This is a genomic window from Frigidibacter sp. MR17.14 (assembly GCF_037095735.1).
Classification (GTDB): Bacteria; Pseudomonadota; Alphaproteobacteria; order Rhodobacterales; family Rhodobacteraceae; genus Frigidibacter.
Map to the genome: position 1 here is coordinate 185461 of NZ_JBAWKD010000006.1, position 20875 is coordinate 206335.

The 20875-nt window shown below is 71.7% G+C and carries 21 protein-coding genes; 13 read left to right on the forward strand and 8 right to left on the reverse strand.

Annotated elements, in window-relative coordinates; genetic code table 11:
- Position 1 precedes the first annotated feature (1 nt).
- On the forward strand, positions 2-508 hold the full coding sequence (locus tag V8J36_RS16230) for an acyl-CoA thioesterase (RefSeq protein WP_336468357.1): 507 nt from the start codon (positions 2-4) through the stop codon (positions 506-508).
- A gap of 79 nt (positions 509-587) precedes the next feature.
- Positions 588-1310, forward strand: coding sequence for an alpha/beta hydrolase (locus tag V8J36_RS16235; RefSeq protein WP_336468358.1), 723 nt, complete (start codon positions 588-590; stop codon positions 1308-1310).
- A 22-nt stretch (positions 1311-1332) separates the two neighbouring features.
- Here the strand turns inward: V8J36_RS16235 and V8J36_RS16240 are convergent, their stop codons facing one another.
- Positions 1333-2346, reverse strand: coding sequence for an asparaginase (locus V8J36_RS16240; protein WP_442902503.1), 1014 nt, complete (start codon positions 2344-2346; stop codon positions 1333-1335).
- A gap of 189 nt (positions 2347-2535) precedes the next feature.
- On the opposite strand from V8J36_RS16240, the gene V8J36_RS16245 reads away from it, so the two are divergent.
- From V8J36_RS16245 to V8J36_RS16270, 6 genes are all read left to right on the forward strand, one after another.
- On the forward strand, positions 2536-3078 hold the full coding sequence (locus V8J36_RS16245; RefSeq protein ID WP_336468360.1) for an invasion associated locus B family protein: 543 nt from the start codon (positions 2536-2538) through the stop codon (positions 3076-3078).
- 70 nt (positions 3079-3148) lie between these two features.
- Complete coding sequence (locus V8J36_RS16250; RefSeq protein ID WP_336468361.1) at positions 3149-3772, forward strand: class I SAM-dependent methyltransferase; 624 nt, start codon at positions 3149-3151, stop codon at positions 3770-3772.
- 86 nt (positions 3773-3858) lie between these two features.
- A complete protein-coding gene (rlmN, locus tag V8J36_RS16255; RefSeq protein WP_336468362.1) occupies positions 3859-5076 on the forward strand; it encodes a 23S rRNA (adenine(2503)-C(2))-methyltransferase RlmN in 1218 nt (405 codons plus the stop codon).
- Positions 5077-5248: 172 nt separating this feature from the next.
- Positions 5249-5602 carry a hypothetical protein gene (locus V8J36_RS16260; RefSeq protein ID WP_336468363.1) on the forward strand — a complete coding sequence of 118 codons (354 nt, stop codon included), beginning with the start codon at positions 5249-5251 and terminating at the stop codon, positions 5600-5602.
- A gap of 575 nt (positions 5603-6177) precedes the next feature.
- Positions 6178-7140: a DUF1775 domain-containing protein gene (locus tag V8J36_RS16265; protein WP_336468364.1), complete on the forward strand. Its 963-nt coding sequence runs from the start codon at positions 6178-6180 to the stop codon at positions 7138-7140.
- A gap of 3 nt (positions 7141-7143) precedes the next feature.
- Positions 7144-7746 (forward strand): SCO family protein, encoded by a 603-nt coding sequence (locus tag V8J36_RS16270; protein WP_336468365.1) that lies wholly within the window; start codon positions 7144-7146, stop codon positions 7744-7746.
- Between the two features lie 94 nt (positions 7747-7840).
- On the opposite strand, the gene V8J36_RS16275 is transcribed toward V8J36_RS16270, so the two are convergent.
- On the reverse strand, positions 7841-8980 hold the full coding sequence (locus tag V8J36_RS16275) for a lytic murein transglycosylase (protein WP_336468366.1): 1140 nt from the start codon (positions 8978-8980) through the stop codon (positions 7841-7843).
- Positions 8981-9246: 266 nt separating this feature from the next.
- Positions 9247-10488 (reverse strand): aminopeptidase P family protein, encoded by a 1242-nt coding sequence (locus V8J36_RS16280; protein ID WP_336468367.1) that lies wholly within the window; start codon positions 10486-10488, stop codon positions 9247-9249.
- Positions 10489-10673: 185 nt separating this feature from the next.
- Between V8J36_RS16280 and V8J36_RS16285 the strand changes: the two genes are divergently transcribed.
- The 4 genes from V8J36_RS16285 to V8J36_RS16300 all read left to right on the forward strand — a co-directional run bounded on the left by V8J36_RS16285 (position 10674) and on the right by V8J36_RS16300 (position 14414).
- Positions 10674-11687: a P1 family peptidase gene (locus V8J36_RS16285; RefSeq protein ID WP_336468368.1), complete on the forward strand. Its 1014-nt coding sequence runs from the start codon at positions 10674-10676 to the stop codon at positions 11685-11687.
- Between the two features lie 73 nt (positions 11688-11760).
- Complete coding sequence (locus tag V8J36_RS16290) at positions 11761-13239, forward strand: NAD-dependent succinate-semialdehyde dehydrogenase (RefSeq protein WP_336468369.1); 1479 nt, start codon at positions 11761-11763, stop codon at positions 13237-13239.
- Positions 13240-13340: 101 nt separating this feature from the next.
- Entirely contained in the window at positions 13341-13652 is a 312-nt protein-coding gene (locus tag V8J36_RS16295) for a hypothetical protein (RefSeq protein WP_336468370.1), read from the forward strand.
- A 60-nt stretch (positions 13653-13712) separates the two neighbouring features.
- Entirely contained in the window at positions 13713-14414 is a 702-nt protein-coding gene (locus tag V8J36_RS16300; protein ID WP_336468371.1) for a L,D-transpeptidase, read from the forward strand.
- Between the two features lie 118 nt (positions 14415-14532).
- On the opposite strand, the gene V8J36_RS16305 is transcribed toward V8J36_RS16300, so the two are convergent.
- From V8J36_RS16305 to V8J36_RS16325, 5 genes are all read right to left on the reverse strand, one after another.
- Positions 14533-14997: an Hsp20 family protein gene (locus V8J36_RS16305; protein WP_336468372.1), complete on the reverse strand. Its 465-nt coding sequence runs from the start codon at positions 14995-14997 to the stop codon at positions 14533-14535.
- Between the two features lie 237 nt (positions 14998-15234).
- The gene (locus V8J36_RS16310; protein WP_336468373.1) at positions 15235-16101 is read right to left on the reverse strand and encodes a trypsin-like serine peptidase; all 867 of its coding nucleotides are present in this window, start codon (positions 16099-16101) and stop codon (positions 15235-15237) included.
- A 106-nt stretch (positions 16102-16207) separates the two neighbouring features.
- On the reverse strand, positions 16208-17557 hold the full coding sequence (gene glcF / locus V8J36_RS16315; RefSeq protein ID WP_336468374.1) for a glycolate oxidase subunit GlcF: 1350 nt from the start codon (positions 17555-17557) through the stop codon (positions 16208-16210).
- Positions 17558-17568: 11 nt separating this feature from the next.
- Complete coding sequence (locus V8J36_RS16320; protein WP_336468375.1) at positions 17569-18651, reverse strand: FAD-binding protein; 1083 nt, start codon at positions 18649-18651, stop codon at positions 17569-17571.
- Positions 18641-20089: an FAD-linked oxidase C-terminal domain-containing protein gene (locus V8J36_RS16325; protein ID WP_336468376.1), complete on the reverse strand. Its 1449-nt coding sequence runs from the start codon at positions 20087-20089 to the stop codon at positions 18641-18643. Before V8J36_RS16325 ends, V8J36_RS16320 begins: the two co-directional genes overlap by 11 nt.
- 207 nt (positions 20090-20296) lie before the next feature.
- Between V8J36_RS16325 and secG the strand changes: the two genes are divergently transcribed.
- Complete coding sequence (secG, locus tag V8J36_RS16330; RefSeq protein WP_336468377.1) at positions 20297-20746, forward strand: preprotein translocase subunit SecG; 450 nt, start codon at positions 20297-20299, stop codon at positions 20744-20746.
- Positions 20747-20875: the final 129 nt, after the last annotated feature.

Consider the following 20875-nt stretch of genomic DNA (forward strand, 5'->3'; position numbering starts at 1 on the left):
GATGGACGAGATCCTCGAGGACCGGCAGGACGACCGTCACCTGACGATGACGGTGCTGATGACGCCGGATATGGCGAACTTCTCGGGCAAGGTGCACGGCGGCGCGCTGCTGAACCTGCTGGACCGCGTCGCCTTCACCTGCGCCTCGCGCTATTCGAAGCGCTACGCGGTGACGCTGTCGGTGGACCAGGTGTTCTTCCTCGAGCCGATCCTGGTGGGCGAGCTGGTCACCTTCCGCGCCGCGATCAACCATGCGGGCCGCACCTCGATGGAGGTCGGCATCCGCGTCGAGGCCGAAGAGATCCGCACCGGCAGCCGCCGCCACACCAATTCGTGCTACTTCACGATGGTCGCGGTCGATGATGCCGGCCGCCCGGCCAAGGTGCCGGCCTTCGTGCCCGCGACCGAGATCGAGACCCGCCGCCACCGCGCGGCCGAGCTGCGCCGCGCGCTGCGCAAGGAGTTCAAGGAGCGGCTCGACGCGGTCTCGGGCGGCCCGTCGGCGTGAGCGCGGCCCCGCGCGCGCCTCGCGCGTGCCGTCCTTGCGTGTGCCTTACTTGTGCGGGCCTTACTTGTGCGGGCCGGCTTTGAGGGTTCTGGCCCTGCATGGCGCGGGACGGGACGAGACCGACCTTCGGGACTTCACCCGCCGCGCGCTGCCGGGGCTGGCGGCGCTGACCCCGCGCGGCGCTGTCGCGCAGGGCGCGGGCTTCACCTTCTTCGCACGGCGCGCCGATCGCAGCATAGACGCGCCGGCGGTGCTGGCGCTGGCCCGCGCGTGGCTGGCCCGCTATGGGCTGGACCATAATGCGCGCTCCGAGGGCGCAGCGGACCGGGACGGTTCGGCCGGAGACGTGTTGGCGGCAGACAGATTGCCCGGGGATGGGTCGACTGGGGTCGGTTTGCCCGGGGACGGGTCGCCCCCCTGCCCCGAGGACGGGCCTCTGCTGCTGGCCGGCTATTCGAGCGGCGCGATCTTTGCCGAGGCGCTGCTCGCCGTCGCCCCGGGCCGGTTCCGCGGCGCGGTGCTGATGCGCCCCGAGCCGCTGGCGGCGGAGATGGCCTTTCCCGACCTCTCCAGCCTGCCGGTGCTGCTGCTGGCCGGGCTGCGCGACGACCGCCGCCGCCCCGGGGATGCGCCGCGCCTTGCCGCGCAGCTGGCCGCGGCCGGGGCACGGGTCGAGGCGCCGCGGCTGGACTGCGGGCATGACTGGGCACCCGACGATGCGGATGTGCATCTGGCCCGCGACTGGGCCGGGCGGCACGGACTGCTGCCCCCCGCCCCGGCGCCCGACCCGTCGGCGGGCTGAGCGCGGCGGGCCGCCGGCGGGGTCAGGCGAAGCCGGGTGCGGTGCGGATCTCGCCGGTGACCAGCCCGCGCCAGTTGCGCTGCGCGCCCAGATAGGGCGCCACCGCCGGGTCGCGGGCGTCCAGCGCGCCGAGCCGGATCAGCAGCGCCACGATCGCCGCCTCTGACGCGCGGGTGCCGCCGTCGACGATCTTCAGCGCGATGCCGCGCTTCTGCTCGGGAAGAATCGCCACGAACACCGCCTCGGCCCCGGTCTTGATCGCCACGCGCCCGCCCATCGCACGCATCAGCGTGGTGCAGGCCCGCCCCTCGCCCGCCACCATCTCGGGGTGGGTGGCCATCGCCCGGGCGAGGCGTGCCATCGCGCGGTCGCGCGCCCCGCCCGTCGGGTTGGCGGCGGCGAAGGCGGCCATGGCGCGGGCAAGGCCGGCGACCGTGGTCGCGAAGTTCGGGGCCGAGCAGCCGTCGATGCCCCAGCCGGCGATGTCCGCGCCGGTCACCTCTTCTGTCGCCGCGCGGATCGCGCGCTGCAGCGGGTGATCGATCTCGGTGTAGTCGGGGCCGGCGCCGGCGTGCCGCGTCCAGGTCAGGAAGCCCGCGTGCTTGCCCGAGCAGTTGTTGTGGATCTGGCAGGGGCTGTCGCCCGAGGTCCGCAGCCGCAGATCCTCGGCCGGGTCCTTGGGCATGTGCGCGCCGCAGCGCAGGTCGGGCTCGGCCAGACCGAGGTCACCGAGCCAGCGCGAGACCGCGCTGACATGCAGGCCCGCCCCCTGATGGCTGGCGCAGGCCAGCGCGAGCTGCGCGGGGGTGAGCCCCGCGGCATCGGCGGCGCCGCTTTCCACAAGCGGCAGCGCCTGGATCATCTTGCAGGACGAGCGCGGGAAGATCACGGCATCGGGATCGCCCCAGGCGGCCTCGATCCCGCCCGGCCCCCAGATCACCGCATGGCCCAGATGCTGGCCTTCCAGAAGCCCGCCCCGCCAGATCTCGATCAAGGGACGAGCAGAAGTGGCGACGGAAGCGACCGGGTCTGTCAATTTCAGCCTCACACATGCGCGATTTTCTGCCTTCGGGTCTTTCGCCAACGAAGGGTTGTTTGCTAAGGACAGCGATATCGGGTTGGACTGGCCGCCGCCACGGGAAAAGGCGTGAAACAAGCGCGCCCCGGCGAGGTCCCGCGTCAAGCGGGGGACGGCCTGGGAGAGGCTTCGAAGACAGAGGGACACATGACGTCACTGAAATCGCTGGGCACCGGACTTGGGATGATCGCGGCTGCCGTGATGGCCATCGCATCGACCGGCGCGGCCGTCGCGCAGGAATCCACCAACCGGGTCGCCGCGAAGACGGACTGGAGTGTCTTCGTCGAGGAGAGCCCGAAGGAATGCTGGGGCGTCTCGGCCCCCAAGCAGACCGTGAACAGCCGCGACGGCGCCCCGGTGCAGGTGCAGCGCGGCGACATCCTGCTGTTCATCACCTACCGCCCCGGCGCCCAGGCGGGCGAGGTCAGCTTCACCGGCGGCTATCCCTTCGCCGGCGGCTCGACCGTCGAGCTGGAGATCGGCGGCACGAAATACAACCTGTTCACCGATGGCGAATGGGCCTGGTCGGGCTCGCGCGACGAGGATGCCAAGATCGTGGCCTCGCTGAAGGGCGGCTCGGAAGCCGTGCTGACCGCGAAATCGGCCCGCGGCACGCAGACCAAGGACACCTTCTCGCTGATGGGCTTCACCGCGGCGATGGACGAGGCCTCGAAGCGCTGCGCCGGCTGAGCCGCCTTCGGACCGACGATTTCGCAAGGGGCGCCCCCGCCGGGGCGCCCTTTTGCATGGCGGGGCGGCGATGACCGGCGCCGGTGACGATCCGACGCTGCAGTTCTACGAGACGCGGGCGGCCGAGCATGCCGCGCGGGCCGGCGGGGCGCCGGGCGAGGAGCTGCGGGACTTCATCGCGGCGCTGCCGCGGGGGGCGCGGGTGCTCGAGCTTGGCTGCGGCGCGGGGCATGACGCGCTGGCGATGCTGCGGGCGGGGCTCGATGTCTCGCCCACGGACGGGGCCGCGGCGATGGCCGGGCTGGCGGCCGCGCGGCTGGCGGACGCGGGGCACGCGCGCGATGTCGCTGTGCTGCGCTTCGGCGATCTGGCGGCCGAGGCGGCCTTCGACGGGATCTGGGCACGGGCCGCGCTGCTGCATGTGCCGCGCGAATGTCTTCGGGACGTTCTGGCGCGCGTCTTCCGGGCGCTGCGGCCGGGCGGGCTGCAGATGGCAAGCTTCAAGGCCGGCACGGCCGAGGGCCGCGATGCCCATGGCCGGCTTTACAGCTATCCGTCCGTAGCGGAGCTGGCGGCGCTCTACCGCGCCTCGGCCGGGTGGGAGATCGAGGCGGTCACCACCCGTGCGGGCGGCAGTTTCGACGGGCCGCAGGGCACCGACTGGATCTGGGTCCGCGCCCGCCGCCCGGCATGAGCGGGGACCGCTGCGCTGCGCGCTTCCGTTTCGCGCGAGAATCCCCTATATACCGGCCTTCACTCCCGCCGCCCCTTGGATTGACCATGACCGAACAGAGCCCCCCGACGGTGGCCGCTGCCGCCCCGATCACGCAGGCCCCGATCACGCAGGACGTGCTGACGATCCCGCGCAAGCTGCCCGAAGGCGGCAAGGTCAACCTCGTCGGGCTGACGCGTGAGCAGCTGCGCGCGGCGCTGGTCGAGGCCGGCACGCCCGAGTGGCAGGCGAAGATGCGCGAGGGGCAGGTCTGGCAGTGGATCTATCACTGGGGCGTGCGCGATTTCGCGGGGATGACCAACCTCGCCAAGGACTACCGCGCGCTGCTGGACACCCATTTCGAGATCGCCTTGCCCGAGGTGGTGACGCGGCAGGTCTCGGCCGACGGCACGCGGAAATACCTGCTGCGCATCGCTGGCGGGCACGAGGTCGAGGCGGTCTACATCCCCGAGGAAACCCGCGGGACGCTCTGCATCTCGAGCCAGGTCGGCTGCACGCTGACCTGTTCCTTCTGCCACACCGGCACCCAGAAGCTGGTGCGCAACCTGACGGCGGGCGAGATCGTGGGCCAGGTGCTGGTCGCGCGCGACGATCTTGGCGAATGGCCTGAACCCGGCGCGCCCAAGGACGAGACGCGGCTGGTGTCGAACGTCGTGCTGATGGGCATGGGCGAGCCGCTTTACAATTTCGAGAACGTGCGCGACGCGATGAAGGTGGTGATGGATGGCGAGGGGCTGAGCCTGTCGCGCCGGCGCATCACGCTGTCGACCTCCGGCATCGTGCCCGAGATCGCGCGCACCGCCGAAGAGATCGGCTGCCTGCTGGCCGTCAGCTTCCACGCGACCACCGACGAGGTCCGCGACCGGCTGGTGCCGGTGAACAAGAAGTGGAACATCCAGACGCTGCTGGGCGCGCTGCGCGAGTATCCGAAGCTGTCGAATTCCGAGCGGATCACCTTCGAATACGTGATGCTGAAGGGCGTGAACGACAGCGACGAGGATGCGAAGCGGCTGGTGAAGCTGATCCGCGGCATCCCCGCGAAGATCAACCTGATCCCCTTCAACGAATGGCCCGGCGCGCCCTACGAACGCTCGGACTGGGAGCGGATCGAGGCCTTTGCCGACATCGTCTACAAGGCGGGCTATGCCTCGCCGATCCGGACGCCGCGGGGCGAGGACATCATGGCCGCCTGCGGGCAGCTGAAATCGGCCACCGAACGGGCGCGGAAATCGAAGCGCGAGATCGAGGCCGAAACGCGCGCCTGAAGGGTAGAAGAGTCGGGGGGCCAGCGTGGCCCCCACTGCCATCGGGCCTCGGACCGATGGCGGACCGATGGCAGTCCCCCCGCGCCGGGTGACACTGTCGGACGTTCGGTCGCAGGTTCCGGGGGTGGTCTGACGCCTTCCCGCGTGGCATGTCACAGGCGTGGGAGCTGCCTTGAACCTCCGCGCGCTCGGCCTTGTGCTGGTGGCGCTTCTGACCCTCGCCTTCGGGGCGGCGGGTCATGCGCATCATGTGCCCGAGGCGGCGGACCTGCGGCTTCAGGCCTATGTGCTGGCCGGCGGGTCGGTCGCGGATCTTTGCGATGACAGCGCCACGACCCATGCCAAGGCCGCGGGTTGCCCGGTCTGCCACCTGATCGGCGCGGCCGTGGTGCCCCAGCCGCTCGGGACGCCGCAGGACATCGAGCTGCGCCATGTCGCGACCCTCGTCGCGCCGCGCGTCGCGCGGGCCGAGGGCCGGGCGCGCGATCCCGCGATCCCGCCGCGCGGCCCGCCGCCCAGCGCCTGATCCGCCCGCGCCTGCCCTGAAGGGCGGGACGCGAGCCCCCCGCCCCGGCGCCCCGCGGCCGGGCGGGACCGCCCTGCCCCCTCCCTTGCCGAAAGGCCGGTCATGGACCGCGCCCTGCATCCTTCCCGGGCCAGTCGCGCCGGGCCCCGCGACGAGCTGGGCCTGATCGCCGCGCTGTTCGCGCTGGCGGTGCTGCTGACGCTTGCGCCGCTGCACCAGGGCTCCGCCCTCTCGGCGCTGCGGGCACAGGCGCTGGCGCGGGCGCCGGCCTGGACGATCTGCACCGCCGCCGGGGCCGTGGCCGGCCCCATGCCGGCGGCACCGCGGCCCGCGGACAAGGGCGCGAGCGGCCTCGTCTGCCCGGTCCAGTCCGTGGCCGGGCACCTGCTGGCCGAGGGCGGGCCACGGCCCTGCCCCCGCCGCCCCGCAGCCGGCGCGCGGCGACTTCAGGCCGCACCCCATCGGGCGGCTCCGGCCCGGCCCGCCGCCCGGCTCCGCCCCTGGGCCCGGGGTCCTCCGCCGCGCGTCCGCCCGACGCCGTGCCGACCTGACCCCATGTTTTCAGGAGACCAGAGATGTCTTTTGCCCGCTTCGTTCCGCTCACCGCCCTGCTGGCCGCATGGACCGGCCCCGCGCTCGCCCATGTGACGCTGGAAACCCCGACCGCCGCCGCAGGCGCCAGTTGGAAGGCGGTGCTGCGCCTGCCGCACGGCTGCGACGGCGCCGCGACCACCGCGATCCGCGTCGAGATCCCCCAGGGGCTCTTCGCCGTGAAGCCGATGCCCCATGCCGGCTGGCAGCTGACGACCGAGACCGGCGCCTATGCCCGCAGCTACGACAATCACGGCACGCCGGTATCCGAGGGCGTGACCGCGATCACCTGGTCGGGGGGTGATCTGCCCGATGCCTGGTATGACGAGTTCGTCTTCCGCGGCAGCGTCGCGGGCGATCTCGCCCCCGGCACCAAGCTCGCGGTCCCGGTGATTCAGAGCTGCGGCGCGACGCAGGTCGCCTGGACCGCCACCGGCGAGGCGGCAGGCGAGCCCGCCCCGGTGCTGACCGTCACCGCCGCCGCCGCCGCGGGCGGGCATGACCACGGCGCGATGGCGGGGATGGGCCATGCCGCGCCTGACCAGCCGGTCACGCTGGGCGCGCTGACGCTGACCGGCGCCTTCGCCCGCGCCACCCCGCCCGGCGCGCCGGTGGCGGGCGGCTTTGTCACCATCGCCAATGCCGGGCCCGAGGCCGACCGGCTGGTCGCGGCCAGTGCCGCCTTCGCCGGGCGCGCCGAAATCCACGAGATGCGGACCGAGGGCGACCGGATGATCATGCGGGCGCTGCCCGAGGGTCTCGAGATCCCGGCGGGCGGCGAGGTCGCGCTCGCCCCCGGCGGGCTGCACCTGATGTTCATGGACCTGACCGGCCCGCTGACCGAGGGTGAGACCGCCGAGGTGACGCTGGAGTTCGCGCGCGCGGGCCGGGTGACGCTGCCGCTTGCGGTGCTGGGCCGCGGCGCCACTGGACCGATGGGGCACTGAACGATGGCGAACCTGACCTCTCTGGCGCGGCTGCGCCTGATCCTCTGGGCTCTCGTCGCGCTGGCCGCGGCGGGGGCGCTGTGGCTGTTCGTCTTGTCGCCGCGGCTCGAGCGCGACGCGACCGCGGGCTTCGGGCGCGGCGACTACCGGCTGGTGACGACCGACGGGCAGCCCTTCACCGAGGCCTCGCTGAAGGGCGGGCCGACGGCGGTGTTCTTCGGCTTCACCCATTGCCCGGACGTCTGCCCGACGACGCTGGGCGACATCGCGACCTGGAAAGAGGCGCTCGGCCCCCGCGCGGCGCCCCTGCGGGTGGTCTTCGTCACCGTCGATCCCGAACGCGACGGGCCCGAGGTGCTGGGCCCCTATGTCAGCTGGGTCGAGGGCGTGACCGGCGTCACCGGCCCGCGCCCCGAGATCGACAAGGCGATCCGCGCCTTCCGGATCTTCGCGCGGAAGGTGCCGCTCGACGGCGGCGGCTACACGATGGACCATTCCTCGAGCGTGCTGCTGTTCGACGCCGCGGGCCGGTTCGTGGCCCCGATCCCCTACCAGGCGCCCGAGAAGATCGCCCTCGCGGCCCTCGGCCGGGTTCTGCCCGACTGAGCCTGCCCGCTTTCGCATTGGCGCAAATATCCCGGGGGGCGGCCCCGAAAGGGGCCGGGGGGCAGCGCCCCCCGCCCCACGCCCGGGACATCGCTCAGAGCGATTGCAGCAGCGCGACCGAGGGCTCGCCCGTCGGCACCTGCCCGAGGCTCTGCTGATAGGCCGAGATCGCGGCCTTCGACTTGTTGCCGAGCACCCCGTCATGACCGCCGGTGTCGAAGCCGCGGGCGGTCAGGCGTTGCTGCAGGCGGATACGGTCGTCCTTGGTCAGCCCGTAGCGATCGGGCGGGAAGGCCCCGCGCAGCGGCCCCGCGCCGCCGATCCGGTCGGCAAGATGCCCGACCCCGATCGCGTAGAGATCCGAGTTGTTGTAGCGCTTGATCGCGTCGAAATTGCCGGTGACGGCGAATTGCGGCCCGCCCGCCTGCGGCTGCAGGATCCGGCCCTGCGGCGCGCCGTAGCCGACCTCGCCCCCCCACTTCAGGCCCCGCACCCAGCCCGACTTCTGCAGATAGGCCGCGGTCGAGGCCAGCGCGTCGGTCGGGTCATCCGACCAGATGTCGCGCCGCCCGTCGCCGGTGAAATCGACGGCATAGGCGAGGTACGAGGTCGGGATGAACTGGGTATGGCCCATCGCGCCCGCCCAGGAGCCGGTCATGTGTTCGGGGTCGATGTCGCCCGCCTGGATGATCTTCAGGGCGGCGACCAGCTGGCTTTCGAAGAAGCTCGCGCGGCGGCCCTCATAGGCCAGCGTCGAGACCGCCGAGAGCACGTTCACCTCGCCCCGCCGCTCGCCGTAGAAGCTTTCGAGCCCCCAGACCGCGCAGATCACCGTGGCATCGACGCCATAGCGGGACTCGAGCGCCGAGAGCGTGCCGCGATGCGCGACGAAGGCGGCACGGCCCTTGGCGACGCGCTCGTCCGAGACGGCGATCGAGAGGTAGTCCTCGAGCGTGCGGTTCGATTCGGGCTGGTTGCGGTCGCGGGTGATCGCGCCGGGGACGAAGCCGGCATGGGCGAAGGCGCGCTCGAAGGTGGCGGGTGAGATGCCCTGCGCCTGCGCGCGGGGGCGGAAGCCCGCGACCCAGGCGGACCATCCGGCATCGGGGACCGGGCGCAGGTCGTCGGCGATCTGCGCGGGGCCGGTCAGCCCCGGCATCCTGCCGGTGTTGGTGCAGGCCGCAAGCGTCAGCGCCCCCGCCCCCAGTCCGAACCCGCGTCGGGTGATGATCATGGCCTGTCCTCCGGTTCTCTGCCCTTTGCCGCTTATTGCCACGGGCGGGACCTGTGGACCAGCCGCGCGCGGGCGGGTCGGCGGGAAAGGGGGCGCTGCCCCCTCGGGCTGCGCCCTCACCCCCGGGATATTTGCGCCAATGCGAAAGGGGCAGAGGGGGCTCTGCCCCCGCCCCTGCGGGGCTCCCCCGGAGTATTTGGACCAACACGAAAACCCCGCTTCGACTTGGCCCAAGTACTCCTGCCGGAGGCGGCGGAGGCCGGAGCTCAGCCGATCACGTTGGTCTCGGGGCCGTAGGGATAGCCGGTGATGTTCTCGGCGCCGTCCTCGGTGATGACGAGGATGTCGTGCTCGCGGTAGCCGCCGGCGCCGGGCTGGCCCTCGGGCAGGGTCAGCATCGGCTCCATCGAGATCACCATGCCGGGTTCCAGCACCGTCTCGATATCCTCGCGCAGTTCGAGCCCGGCCTCGCGGCCGTAGTAATGCGACAGGATCCCGAAGCTGTGGCCATAGCCGAAGGTGCGGTAGCGCAGCAGGTCGCGCTCGGCCAGGAAGTCGTTGATCAGCCCCGTGATCTCGGCGCAGGAGGCGCCGGGTTTCAGCAGGCTCATACCATATTCATGCGTCGCGACATTGGCCTGCCAGAGCGCGAGCGAGGCCGCGTCGACCGAACCCGCGAACATCGTGCGTTCGAGCGCGGTATAGTAGCCCGAGATCATCGGGAAGCAGTTCAGCGACAGGATGTCGCCGTCGCGGATCTGGCGCGCGGTGACCGGGTTGTGGGCGCCGTCGGTGTTGAGGCCGGACTGGAACCAGACCCAGGTGTCGCGGTATTCGGCCTCGGGGAAGCGCTTCGCGATCTCGGCCTCCATCGCATCGCGGCCGGCCATGGCCACGTCGATCTCGCGCGCGCCGATCTTCACCGCCTCGCGGATCGCGTAGCCGCCGATGTCGGCCACCTGCGCGCCGTGGCGGATGAGCGCGATCTCGGCCTCGGACTTCAGCATCCGCTGCTGCATGGTCGCGGGGGCCACGTCCATGCCGCGCTTGACCTTCAGGAACTGGTTCACCTTCTCGGCCTGCACCATCGTCAGGTGATCGGCTTCGAAGCCCACGGCCTTGCCGGTGCCGACCAGCGAGGCGACCGCGCGCCAGAAGTTGTCGCGCGCCCAGTCGGTATAGGTCAGGCTTTCGCCGATCGAGCGCCGCCAGGGCTGGCCCGCGTCGATCCCCGCGCTGACCACCGTCACCTGTCCCGGCGTCACCACGCAGGCGTAGGGGCGCCCGAAGCTGCAGTAGAGGAAGCCCGAGTAATAGGCGACGTTGTGCATCGAGGTCAGCACCACGGCGTCGAGCGAATGCAGCTCCATCAGGTCGCGCAGGCCCTCGATCCGGGCCTCGTATTCCTCGGGGGCGAAGGGCAGCGCGGCCTTGTCGCCGTTGTGGAAGACATAGCTTTCAGGACGGGCGCTGTCGGGCTTGGCGCTGTCGGGGCGGGTGTTCGTCATCGTCAGACCTTTGGGATGGGGCCGGGCGAGACCGCGGGACCCCGAAGATCCCGGCGTGCAGGACGCAGGCCCCGGATGCGGGGCCGAGCTGGGACCGGCGGGTCCGACGGGGACGCCATCCCCGCGCGCTCGGGCACGATCATCGCAGCTTCCCCGCGGCGCGGCAAGCGGGCAGGATCGCGGCCATGAGCGACACGATGCTGCGGACAGGCCCGCTGAACCTGATCACCGACGTGGACGGCCTGCTGGTCGGCAATGCCGAGGACCATCGCCTGAAATCCGGCGCCACGGTGCTGACCGCGGCGCGGCCCTTCGTGGCGGCGGTCAGCGTGATGGGCGGGGCGCCCGGCACGCGCGAGACCGACCTGCTGGCCCCCGACCGGCTGGTGCAGGAGGTCGATGCGATCACCCTGTCGGGCGGGTCGGCCTTCGGGCTCGACGCGGCCTCGGGCGTGGCGGACGGCTTGCGCGCGGCGGGGCGCGGCTTCGCGGTGGGCGACCAGCGGGTGCCGATCGTGCCGGGGGCGATCCTGTTCGATCTGTTGAACGGCGGTGAGAAGGACTGGGGCGAGAATCCCTATCGTGCGCTTGGACGCGCCGCGCTGGCGGCGGCGGCGCCGGAGTTCGGCCTGGGCACGGCGGGCGCCGGGACCGGGGCCACCTGCCGCGGGGTGAAGGGCGGGCTCGGATCGGCCTCGGTCCGGGTGCCGGGCGGGTTCACCGTGGGGGCGCTGGTCGCGGTCAACGCGCTGGGATCACCGCTGGTGGGCGACGGGCCCGAGTTCTGGGCGGCGCCTTGGGAGATCGGGGCGGAATTCGGCGGCATGGGCCTGCCTGCACGCCTGCCCGCGCCGGACCTGCCCGGCCCGGGCAAGGGCGCGCGCGAGGCCACCACCATCGCGATCGTCGCCACGGATGCGCGGCTGACCCAGGCCGAGGCGCAGCGGATGGCCATCGCCGCGCAGGACGGGATGGCGCGGGCGCTGGTGCCCTCGCACACGCTGTTCGATGGCGATCTGGTCTTCGCCGTCTCGACCGGGGCGCGGGCGCTGGCGGAGCCGGGGCCGGACCTGTTCCGGCTGGGTCACGCCGCCGCGATCTGCCTGTCGCGCGCCATCGCCCGCGGGGTGCATCAGGCGCGGCCCGCCGCCGGCGATCCGCTGCCCTGCTGGCAGGAGCGGTTCGGCCGCCCTATCTGAGGGGCCGAAGGGCTGGACAGCCGGACCCGTCAGGATCAGCCTGCCGCCCGAGGAGACATCAGGGACAATCGTCATGCTCGACACCACCACCGATCTTTCGCGCCTGCTGAAGGACCCGACGCTGCTGGCAACGAAGGCCTATGTCGCGGGCGCCTGGACCGATGCCGACGACGGCGCGACCTTCGCGGTGCGCAACCCGGCGCGCGGCGACGTGATCGCCGACGTGGCCGATCTGGGCCGCGACGAGGTCGCGCGCGCCATCGCCGCCGCCGAGACCGCGCAGAAGGGCTGGGCCGCGAAGACCGCCAAGGAGCGCGCGGGCCTGATGCGCAAGTGGTTCGATCTGATGATGGCCAATCAGGACGACCTCGGCACCATCCTGACCGCCGAGATGGGCAAGCCGCTGGCCGAGGCGAAGGGCGAGATCGCCTATGGCGCGAGCTTCATCGAGTGGTTCGCCGAAGAGGCCAAGCGCGTCTATGGCGAGACGATCCCCGGCCACATGCCCGACAAGCGCATCACCGTGCTGAAGCAGCCGATCGGCGTCGTGGGCTCGATCACGCCCTGGAACTTCCCGAACGCGATGATCACCCGCAAGGCGGGCCCGGCGCTGGCCGCGGGCTGCGCCTTCGTCGCCCGCCCCGCCGCCGAGACGCCACTGTCGGCGCTGGCGATGGCGGTGCTGGCCGAGCGTGCGGGGATCCCGGCGGGCGTGTTCTCGGTCGTGCCCTCGAGCCGGTCCTCGGACATCGGCAAGGAGTTCTGCGAGAACCCGGCGGTGCGCAAGATCACCTTCACCGGCTCGACCGAGGTCGGGCGGATCCTGTTGCGGCAGGCGGCCGAGCAGGTGATGAAATGCTCGATGGAGCTGGGCGGCAACGCGCCCTTCATCGTCTTCGACGATGCCGATCTGGACGAGGCGGTGAAGGGGGCGATGGCCTCGAAATTCCGCAACAACGGGCAGACCTGCGTCTGCGCGAACCGGATCTATGTGCAGGCCGGAGTCTATGACGCCTTTGCCGAGAAGCTGCGCGTCGCGGTCGAGAAGATGCGCGTGGGCGACGGGCTGTCGGGCGAGGTCGAGGCCGGGCCGCTGATCAACGACGACGCGGTGCGCAAGGTCGAGGACCACATCGCCGACGCGCTGGCCGGGGGCGCGAAGCTTCTGACCGGGGGCAGCCGTCACGCGCTGGGCGGCAGCTTCTTCGAGCCGACGATCGTCACCGGCGTGCGGCAGGACATGAAGATCGCGACCGAAGAGACCTTCGGGCCGCTGGCGCCGCTCTTCCGCTTCGAGACCGAGGACGAGGCCGTGGGCTTTGCCAACGACACGATCTTCGGGCTGGCCTGCTATTTCTACGCCCGCGACATCGGCCGCATCACCCGCGTGCAGGAGGCGCTGGAATACGGGATCGTCGGCGTGAACACCGGCCTGATCTCGACCGCCGAGGCGCCGTTCGGCGGCGTCAAGCAATCGGGCCTCGGGCGCGAGGGCTCGCGCCACGGGATCGAGGACTATCTCGAGATGAAATACATCTGCCTCAGCGTCTGAGTCTCGGGTCCGGCCCCGCCGGCCGGGGCACGCGCAGATGTGATCCGGGCGGCGGTCCCCGCCGCTCGACAGCCCCGGCGCGGGGGCTTAGGCCTGAGCCCATGCGACGGCTGACGCTTGCCCTGCATCTGGTGATGATGCTCCTGATCCTGCCCTGGGGCGCCTACGGGCAGCACCATGCGGGGGTGACGGCGCGTCCTGCCGCCAGTGCGGCCGTCGTCGAAGCCGCCCCGCAGGCGCGCCGCTGCCACGGGCCGGCCCTGCCCGGCCTGCCCTGCGGGCTGTTCCTGCCGCCCGAGACCACCGAGCTTCCGGCGCCGCGCGTCAGGGGCACCCGTGCCTTCGCCGCCGCCGCGCCGCTGCCCAGCGGCACAGCGGTGACGCCGCCGCGGCGCCCGCCCCGGACCGCCTGACCCCCTCGCCGCGGCGCTTTGGGGCGTCGCACGGTCAGACCCCAGATCCGGACTTTTCAGATGCTTGCACGACGCGCCTTCCTGGCCGCGCTGCCCGCGGCCGGCCTTGCCGCCTGCGCCCCGCGCCTTCCCGAAACCGCCACCCGCAGCGCGCCGCCGCCGCCGCCCGACTGGCCGCCGCTGCCCGCCCGCTACGGCGCGATCACCGACGAGCCCTACCCGGTGCCGGCGATCCCCGAGGGCGTGGTGAACCCCTATCTCTGGCGGCAGGAGGTCGAAAACCCCTATCCCGACGAGGTTCCCGGCACGATCATCGTCGACCCCGAGGCGGCGCTGCTGCACCTGATCGAGCCCGAGGGCCGCGCGTTGCGCTATGGCGTCAGCGTCGGCGCGGCGGGCTTCGCCTGGCAGGGTCGCGCGGTGCTGCAATACGGGCAGAAATGGCCGCGCTGGAAGGTGCCGGACGAGATGGCGGCGCGCTGGCCGAAATACGAGCCCTACACGGTGGCGAACGGCGGCATGGACCCGGGGCCCGGCAACCCGCTGGGGGCACGGGCGCTGTATCTGTGGAAGGACGGCAAGGACACGCTCTACCGCATCCATGGCGGCTGCGCGCCCGAGCATCTGGGGAAGGCGGTGTCCTCGGGCTGCATCCGTATGCTCGATCAGGACGTGATCGACCTCTACGGCCGCGTCGGCCACCGGGTCGCGGTCTCGGTGCTGCCGGCGAAACTGCCGACCCTGCTCCCGATCCTCTACTAAGCGACGCCCGGGCAGGGTCGCACAAGCCGGGGGGATTGCCATCGGGACGCCATCGGTCCGAGGACCGATGGCAATGGGGGGGATCGCATCCCCCCCGACCCTGTTTACTGTTGCAGGCTCAGGCCTCGATCGCCTTCGCGTCCACCGTCTCGCGCGCGCCGCGGGCGTCGATGGCGATCCGCCGGGGCTTCAGCGCCTCGGGCACCTCGCGCACCAGGTCGATGTGCAGCATCCCGTCGGCATGGGTCGCGCCCGAGACCCGCACGTGGTCGGCCAGGGCGAAGCGGCGCTCGAAGGCGCGGGTCGCGATGCCGCGGTGCAGGTAGGTGCGCTTCTCTTCCTCGGTGGCCTTCTTGGCCGCGACGATCAGCGCGCCGTCACGCACCTCGACGGTCAGCTCGTCGGCGGTGAAGCCCGCGACGGCGATCGAGATGCGATAGGCGTTCTCGTCGGTCTTCTCGATGTTGTAGGGGGGATAGGTCGGCTGCGCGACATCCGTGGCCACCACGCGGTCCAGAAGGTCGGCGATCCGGTCGAAGCCGACGGTGGCGCGGTAGAGCGGGGACATGTCGAAATTACGCATGGGTCATCCTCGTTGAGCGATGCAATCTGCCCTCCCGGTGGGGACGGGCCGGTGAACCGGGCCCCGTCATGGCGACCCGGTGAACCAGATGTGGGAAAGCCCGCGCCGGGATTCAAGATGATCCCGAGATCCCGTGGCGCAGGCCGTTTTCAGAAGAGTTGTCAGATAAATAGCGGCGGAGCGAAGCCGTCCCCAAGGGGGATGTCCGGTGGCAGCCGGACCCGCGGATCCCTGAAGTCAGGGCCGCAGGAACTTCGCTCCGCCGGACGCGACGCCCTCCCCGGCGCCACGTCGGAACACCATGCCCGAAACCGGCTGGAAGCCCTGCGCGAGGGCGGCCCGCAGCTCGGCCAAAGGTCCGGCCAGCTCGGTCCCCAGCGCGACCGGCTTGCCCTCCATCTCGGCCTTGGCCGAGACGACAGAGACGATGCGCGGCGTGCCGTCGCGCATCGAGAAGATCGGCGCGCCGGACGATCCGAAATCGACCGAGCAGCTGGTGACCACCACCCCCGCCTGATGGTCCAGCACCTCGCAGCGGTCCTGCAGCGAGGGCGCCTCGGAGCGGTCGAGCGCGTAGGAGACCACGCTGACCTCGTCGCCCGGCTGCGGGTTCAGGTCGGTCTCGAACGGGGTGATCGAGGGCAGGCGGATCGCCTGGTTCAGCTCGAGCAGCGCGAGGTCGTGGCCGACCTTGTCGATCGCCCCCTCGCCGGTGAAGACGTAATCGGGATGCCCGATCGCCCGGCGGACCGAGCGGTAGGCCAGCGCCCGCCCCTGCCGCCAGCCGGCGAGGAAGGTCAGGTCGCCCGCCTCGAACCGCTTGCCGGTGGTCTTGTCATACAGGCAATGGGCCGCGGTCAGCACGAGGTCGGGCGCGATCAGCGCGCCGGTGCAGAAGCCGCGGCCGCCAAGATCGATGCGCCCCACAGCCTCCCAGCCGCGGGTGTCGTCGGCGGTGTCCAGCTCGCGCAGCGGCGTCGTCTCGGGCAGGCCGGATGCGACCCCGGCCAGCGCGGTTCCGGCCGTCTCGGCATGCAGTCCCGGCGCGGTGGCAAGGGCCAGCGCGCAGGCAAGGACGGCAGGGATCAGGGGTCTGGCGGGCATCGGGACCGGTGACGGTTTCGTGACCACGCCATCTAGCCCGCTTGCCACGGCGAGATTAAGGCGGGGGGTCGGCGAATTGCGGCGATGGTGGCCGCGAAGACGCACCTCAGCGCGCCAGTTTCGCCGGCCGTGGCCCGCCCGAAGCCCAGTCCAGCAGCTCGACCGTGTGCACCACCGGCACCCCGGCGGCCGATCCGATCTGCATCATGCAGCCGATATTTCCGGCGGCGATCAGATCGGGCTTGCGCGCCATCAGCGTTTCGACCTTGCGCGCCTTCAGCTGGCCCGAGATCTCGGGCTGCATCAGGTTGTAGGTCCCGGCAGAGCCGCAGCACAGGTGGCTGTCCACCGGCTCGACCACCTCGAAGCCGGCGGCCTTCAAGAGCCGCTTCGGGTGGTCCTTGATCTGCTGGCCATGCTGCAGCGAACAGGCGGCGTGATAGGCGACGCGGATGCCGCGCCCCTCGGCCGCCGGGGCGCTGAGGCCCGCGCCGGCGATCAGGTCCTTCGCGGGGGCCCAGGTCTCGACCGGCGCCTCGGCCATCAGATCCGCCAGCAGCTCGCTGATGTCCTTGGCCAGCTTCGACACCTCGGCCGCCTCGGCGGCCATGGGATCGTTGCGGAACATGTGGCCGTAATCCTTCACCGTCGTGCCGCAGCCCGAGGTGTTGATCACGATCGCATCAAGCCCCCCTGCCCGCTTCTCGGCCATCCAGGCGCGGATGTTGGCGGCGGCCTTGGCGTGGCTGTCGTCTTCCTTGCCCATGTGATGGGTCAGCGCGCCGCAGCAGCCCATGCCCTTCGCGATCACCACCTCGCAGCCCAGCCGCGTCAGCAGCCGGATCGTCGCGTCGTTGATGTCGGTGTCGAGCGCCTTCTGCGCGCAGCCGGTCATCAGCGCCACCCGGCGGCGGCGCGGGGCCACGGGCGCGAAGCTTTGCGGATCGTCGTTGCGCGAGCGCGGCGGGATCCGCTTCGGCGCCATCGCCAGCATCGCCTTCAGCCGCGGATCGGGCAGCAAGCCTGCGAAGGGCCGCGCGATCTTCGCGCCCAGCAGCGCCAGCCGGAAGCGGTTCGGATAGGGCAGCACCGCGGCCAGCACCCGGCGCAGGGCCCGGTCCATGAAGGGGCGGCGGTAGGTCTTCTCGATATAGGCGCGGGCATGGTCGACGAGATGCATGTAATGCACGCCCGAGGGGCAGGTCGTCATGCAGGCGAGGCAGGACAGACAGCGGTCGACATGCTTGACCGTCTGCGCATCGGCGGGCCGGCCGCTTTCGAGCATGTCCTTGATCAGGTAGATGCGGCCGCGCGGGCTGTCGAGCTCGTCGCCCAGCACCTGATAGGTCGGGCAGGTCGCCGTGCAGAAGCCGCAGTGCACGCAGGCGCGCAGGATCTCGTTGGCGCGCGCGGTGCCGGGGTCCTTGAGCTGGTCGGGGGTGAAGGTCGTCTGCATGGGAAGCCTCCTCAGGCCGCGAAGAGGCCGCGGGGGTCGAACTGCGCCTTGAGCGCGCGGGTCAGCCGCGCGACCGGTTCCGGCTCTGGCGGCAGGGGCGCCGCGCCGATGCCGCGCACCAGTGTCGCGTGGCCGGGCAGGCCCGCAAGCCGGGGACGCAGGTCCTCGCCCTCGGGGAACAGCGCCCAGACGAGGCCGCCGCCCCAGTCCATCACCACGTCGCCCCCGGCGCGTTTCGCGACCTCGGGCCCGTCCGAGGGCTTGCAGGAGATGCGCCAGACCGCGCCGGGGCGGGCGTGGAAGGGCTGCACGTCGCGCACCGCCGCCCAGAGCGCCGCGATCCGGGCAGGCTCGCGCTCGACGACCGCCTTGCCAAGGGGCGCGAGCTCGACCGCGAGCCTTTGCGCGCGGTAGGCCACGCTGTCTTCAAGCCCCTCGATACGGATCAGCGTGCCCGTGCCCGGCAGATGCGCGGCCCCGGTCACGTCGAAGGGCGAGCCCAGCGCCGCGGTCATCGCCCGGACCGCCGCGCCGAAGCCGGCATCGGGCAGGATCAGCGTCGCGGCCGCGGGCGGGATCGGCTGAAGCTTGAAGGACACCTCGGTCAGCACGCCCAGCGCGCCACGGCTGCCCGCCATCAGCTTCACGAGGTCATAGCCGGTGACATTCTTCATCACCCGCCCGCCGTTCTTCACCACCTGCCCGCGCCCGTCGACGAAGCGCACGCCCAGACAGGCATCGCGGCAGGCCCCCACCTGAATGCGCCGCGGGCCCGAGGCATTGGCCGCGACCACGCCGCCCAAGGTCGAGGGACCCGAGCGGCCCATCAGCCCCTCCATCCGCGGCGGCTCGAAGGCCAGACGCTGACGCTCGGCAGCCAGGATCGCCTCGACGGTATCAAGCCGGGTGCCGGCCTTCGCAACCAGCGTCAGCGAGGCGGGTTCGTAGAGCACCACGCCCGAGAGGCCGCCGGTTTCCAGCACCTCGCCGGGTCCGCCCTGCCCCAGCGCGCGCGTGCCGCCGCCGGTGACGCGCAGCGCCCCCGTGGCCTCGCGGATCGCGCCGGCGAGCTGGTCTTCGGTCTCAGGCCGCATCACGCCCCCTTTCGCGCCGCCCGGCGCTGACCGCCAGCGGGAAGACCTTGGCCGGGTTCAGAAGCCAGGCCGGGTCGAACACATCCTTGACGCGCATCTGCGCCTCGAGATCCGCGGGCGCGAACTGCACGGTCATCAGGTCGCGCTTCTCGATGCCCACGCCATGCTCGCCGGTCAGGCAGCCGCCCGCCTCGACGCACAGCTTCAGGATCTCGGCGCCGAGGTTCTCGCAGATCTCGAGCTGCCCGGGCTGGTTCGCATTGTAGAGGATCAGCGGGTGCATGTTGCCGTCGCCCGCATGGAAGACGTTGGCGACCTTCAGCCCGAAGGCCGCCGACAGCTCGCCGATCCGCCCCAGCACCATCGGCAAAGCCGAAACCGGGATCGTCCCGTCCAGGCACATGTAGTCGCCCATCACCCCCATCGCCCCGAAGGCCGACTTGCGGCCCAGCCAGATGCGCTTGGCCTCGTCCTCGCTGCGGCTTTCGCGGAACTCGACGGGGTCGAAGCCCTGTGCCAGCTGGCGGATCAGGCCGATCTGCTCGGCGATCTCGGCCTCGGAGCCTTCGACCTCGATGATCAGCAGCGCCTCGCAATCGGGATAGCCCGCCCCGCAGAAGGATTCGGTGGCCTCGATGCAGGGACGGTCCATGAATTCGATCGCCACCGGCAGGATGCCCGCGCGGATGATCGCCGCGACGCAGGCGCCGGCGATCTCGGCGGAATTGAAACCGACCAGCACCGGCCGTGCGCCCTCGGGCTTTCTCAGGATGCGCAGCGTGGCCTCGGTCACCACGCCAAGCTGCCCTTCCGAGCCGCAGATCACCCCCATCAGGTCAAGCCCGGGCGCATCGAGGAAGGCGCCCCCCAGCTCGATTATCTCGCCCTGCATGGTCACCAGCGTCAGGCCCATGAGGTTGTTGGTGGTGACGCCATACTTCAGGCAATGCGCCCCGCCCGAGTTCATGCCGATGTTGCCGGCGATCGCGCAGGCCAGCTGGCTGGACGGGTCGGGGGCATAGAACCACCCCTCGCCCTCGATCGCGCCGGTGACGGAGAGGTTGGTGCGCCCCGCCTCGACCCGGATGAAGCGGTCGTCGAAATCGACCTCGAGCACGCGGGTCATCCGCGCAAGGCCAAGGATCACCGCGTCTTCCGAGGGCATCGAGCCGCCGGCGAGGCTGGTGCCCGCGCCCCGCGGCACGACCTTCACCCCCTCGCGCGCGCAGACCTTCAGCGCGGCGGCGACCTCTTGGGTCGTGCGCGGCAGCACCGCGGCCAGCGGCAGGCAGCGATAGGCCGACAGCGCATCGCACTCATAGGCCTTCAGCTCGCGCGGGTGGTCGATGACCGCATCGGCGGGCAGCACCGCGCGCAGGGCGGCGACGATCTCGGCCTTGCGGGACAGGACGCGGTGGTCGGGCTGGGGCATCTGCATGGCGGGCTCCTCCTCCGGACTTCGCCTATGCGGTCAGGTAATATTACCAATATCGACGGTTGGCAAGCGATCCCGCAGCTGCCGCGCCGCGGCTTGCGGCGGTCACGATCCGCGACGGCATGCAGCCGGGGGCCGATTACCGCCTTGCGCCCCCTCCCCCATCCGCCTAGATAGGCGCGTCAGTTTCTCAAGACCGATCCAGGGCCCATGGAAAACGTCATTCTCACCGTCCACCTGATCCTCGCGCTGCTGCTCATCGGCGTCGTGCTGCTGCAGCGTTCCGAAGGCGGTGGCCTCGGGATGGGCGGCGGTGGCGGCGGCGGCGTGATGACCGGCCGGCAGGCGGCGAACGCGCTGACCCGCCTGACCTGGATCTTCGCGGCGGCCTTCATCGCCACCTCGATCGCGCTCACGCTGCTGGCGGCCCGCGAAGCCTCGACCGGCTCGGTCATCGACCAGATCGGCGCCTCGCGCCCGGCCCCGGCACAGGGCGGCACCGCCCCGGCCCCGGCCTTCGACCTGGCACCGCCGTCCTCGGACGCGCCGGCGACCCCGCCTGCGGCCGATGCCCCGGCGACGCCGCCCGCGGCCGAGACGACCACTCCGGCCCCGGCGGGCACCGCCCCGGCGCCCGCGACCCCGCCCGCCTCGAACTGAGGCGGCCCCGAACCCGACGCAGGTCGCGGCCCCTAGCCGCGACCTTTGCGTTACCGTCACTACAGTTGGGATTTCACTCAGCCCGGATCACATGATCTGGTGGCAAGGCTTGCGACTTTCGTCCGAATC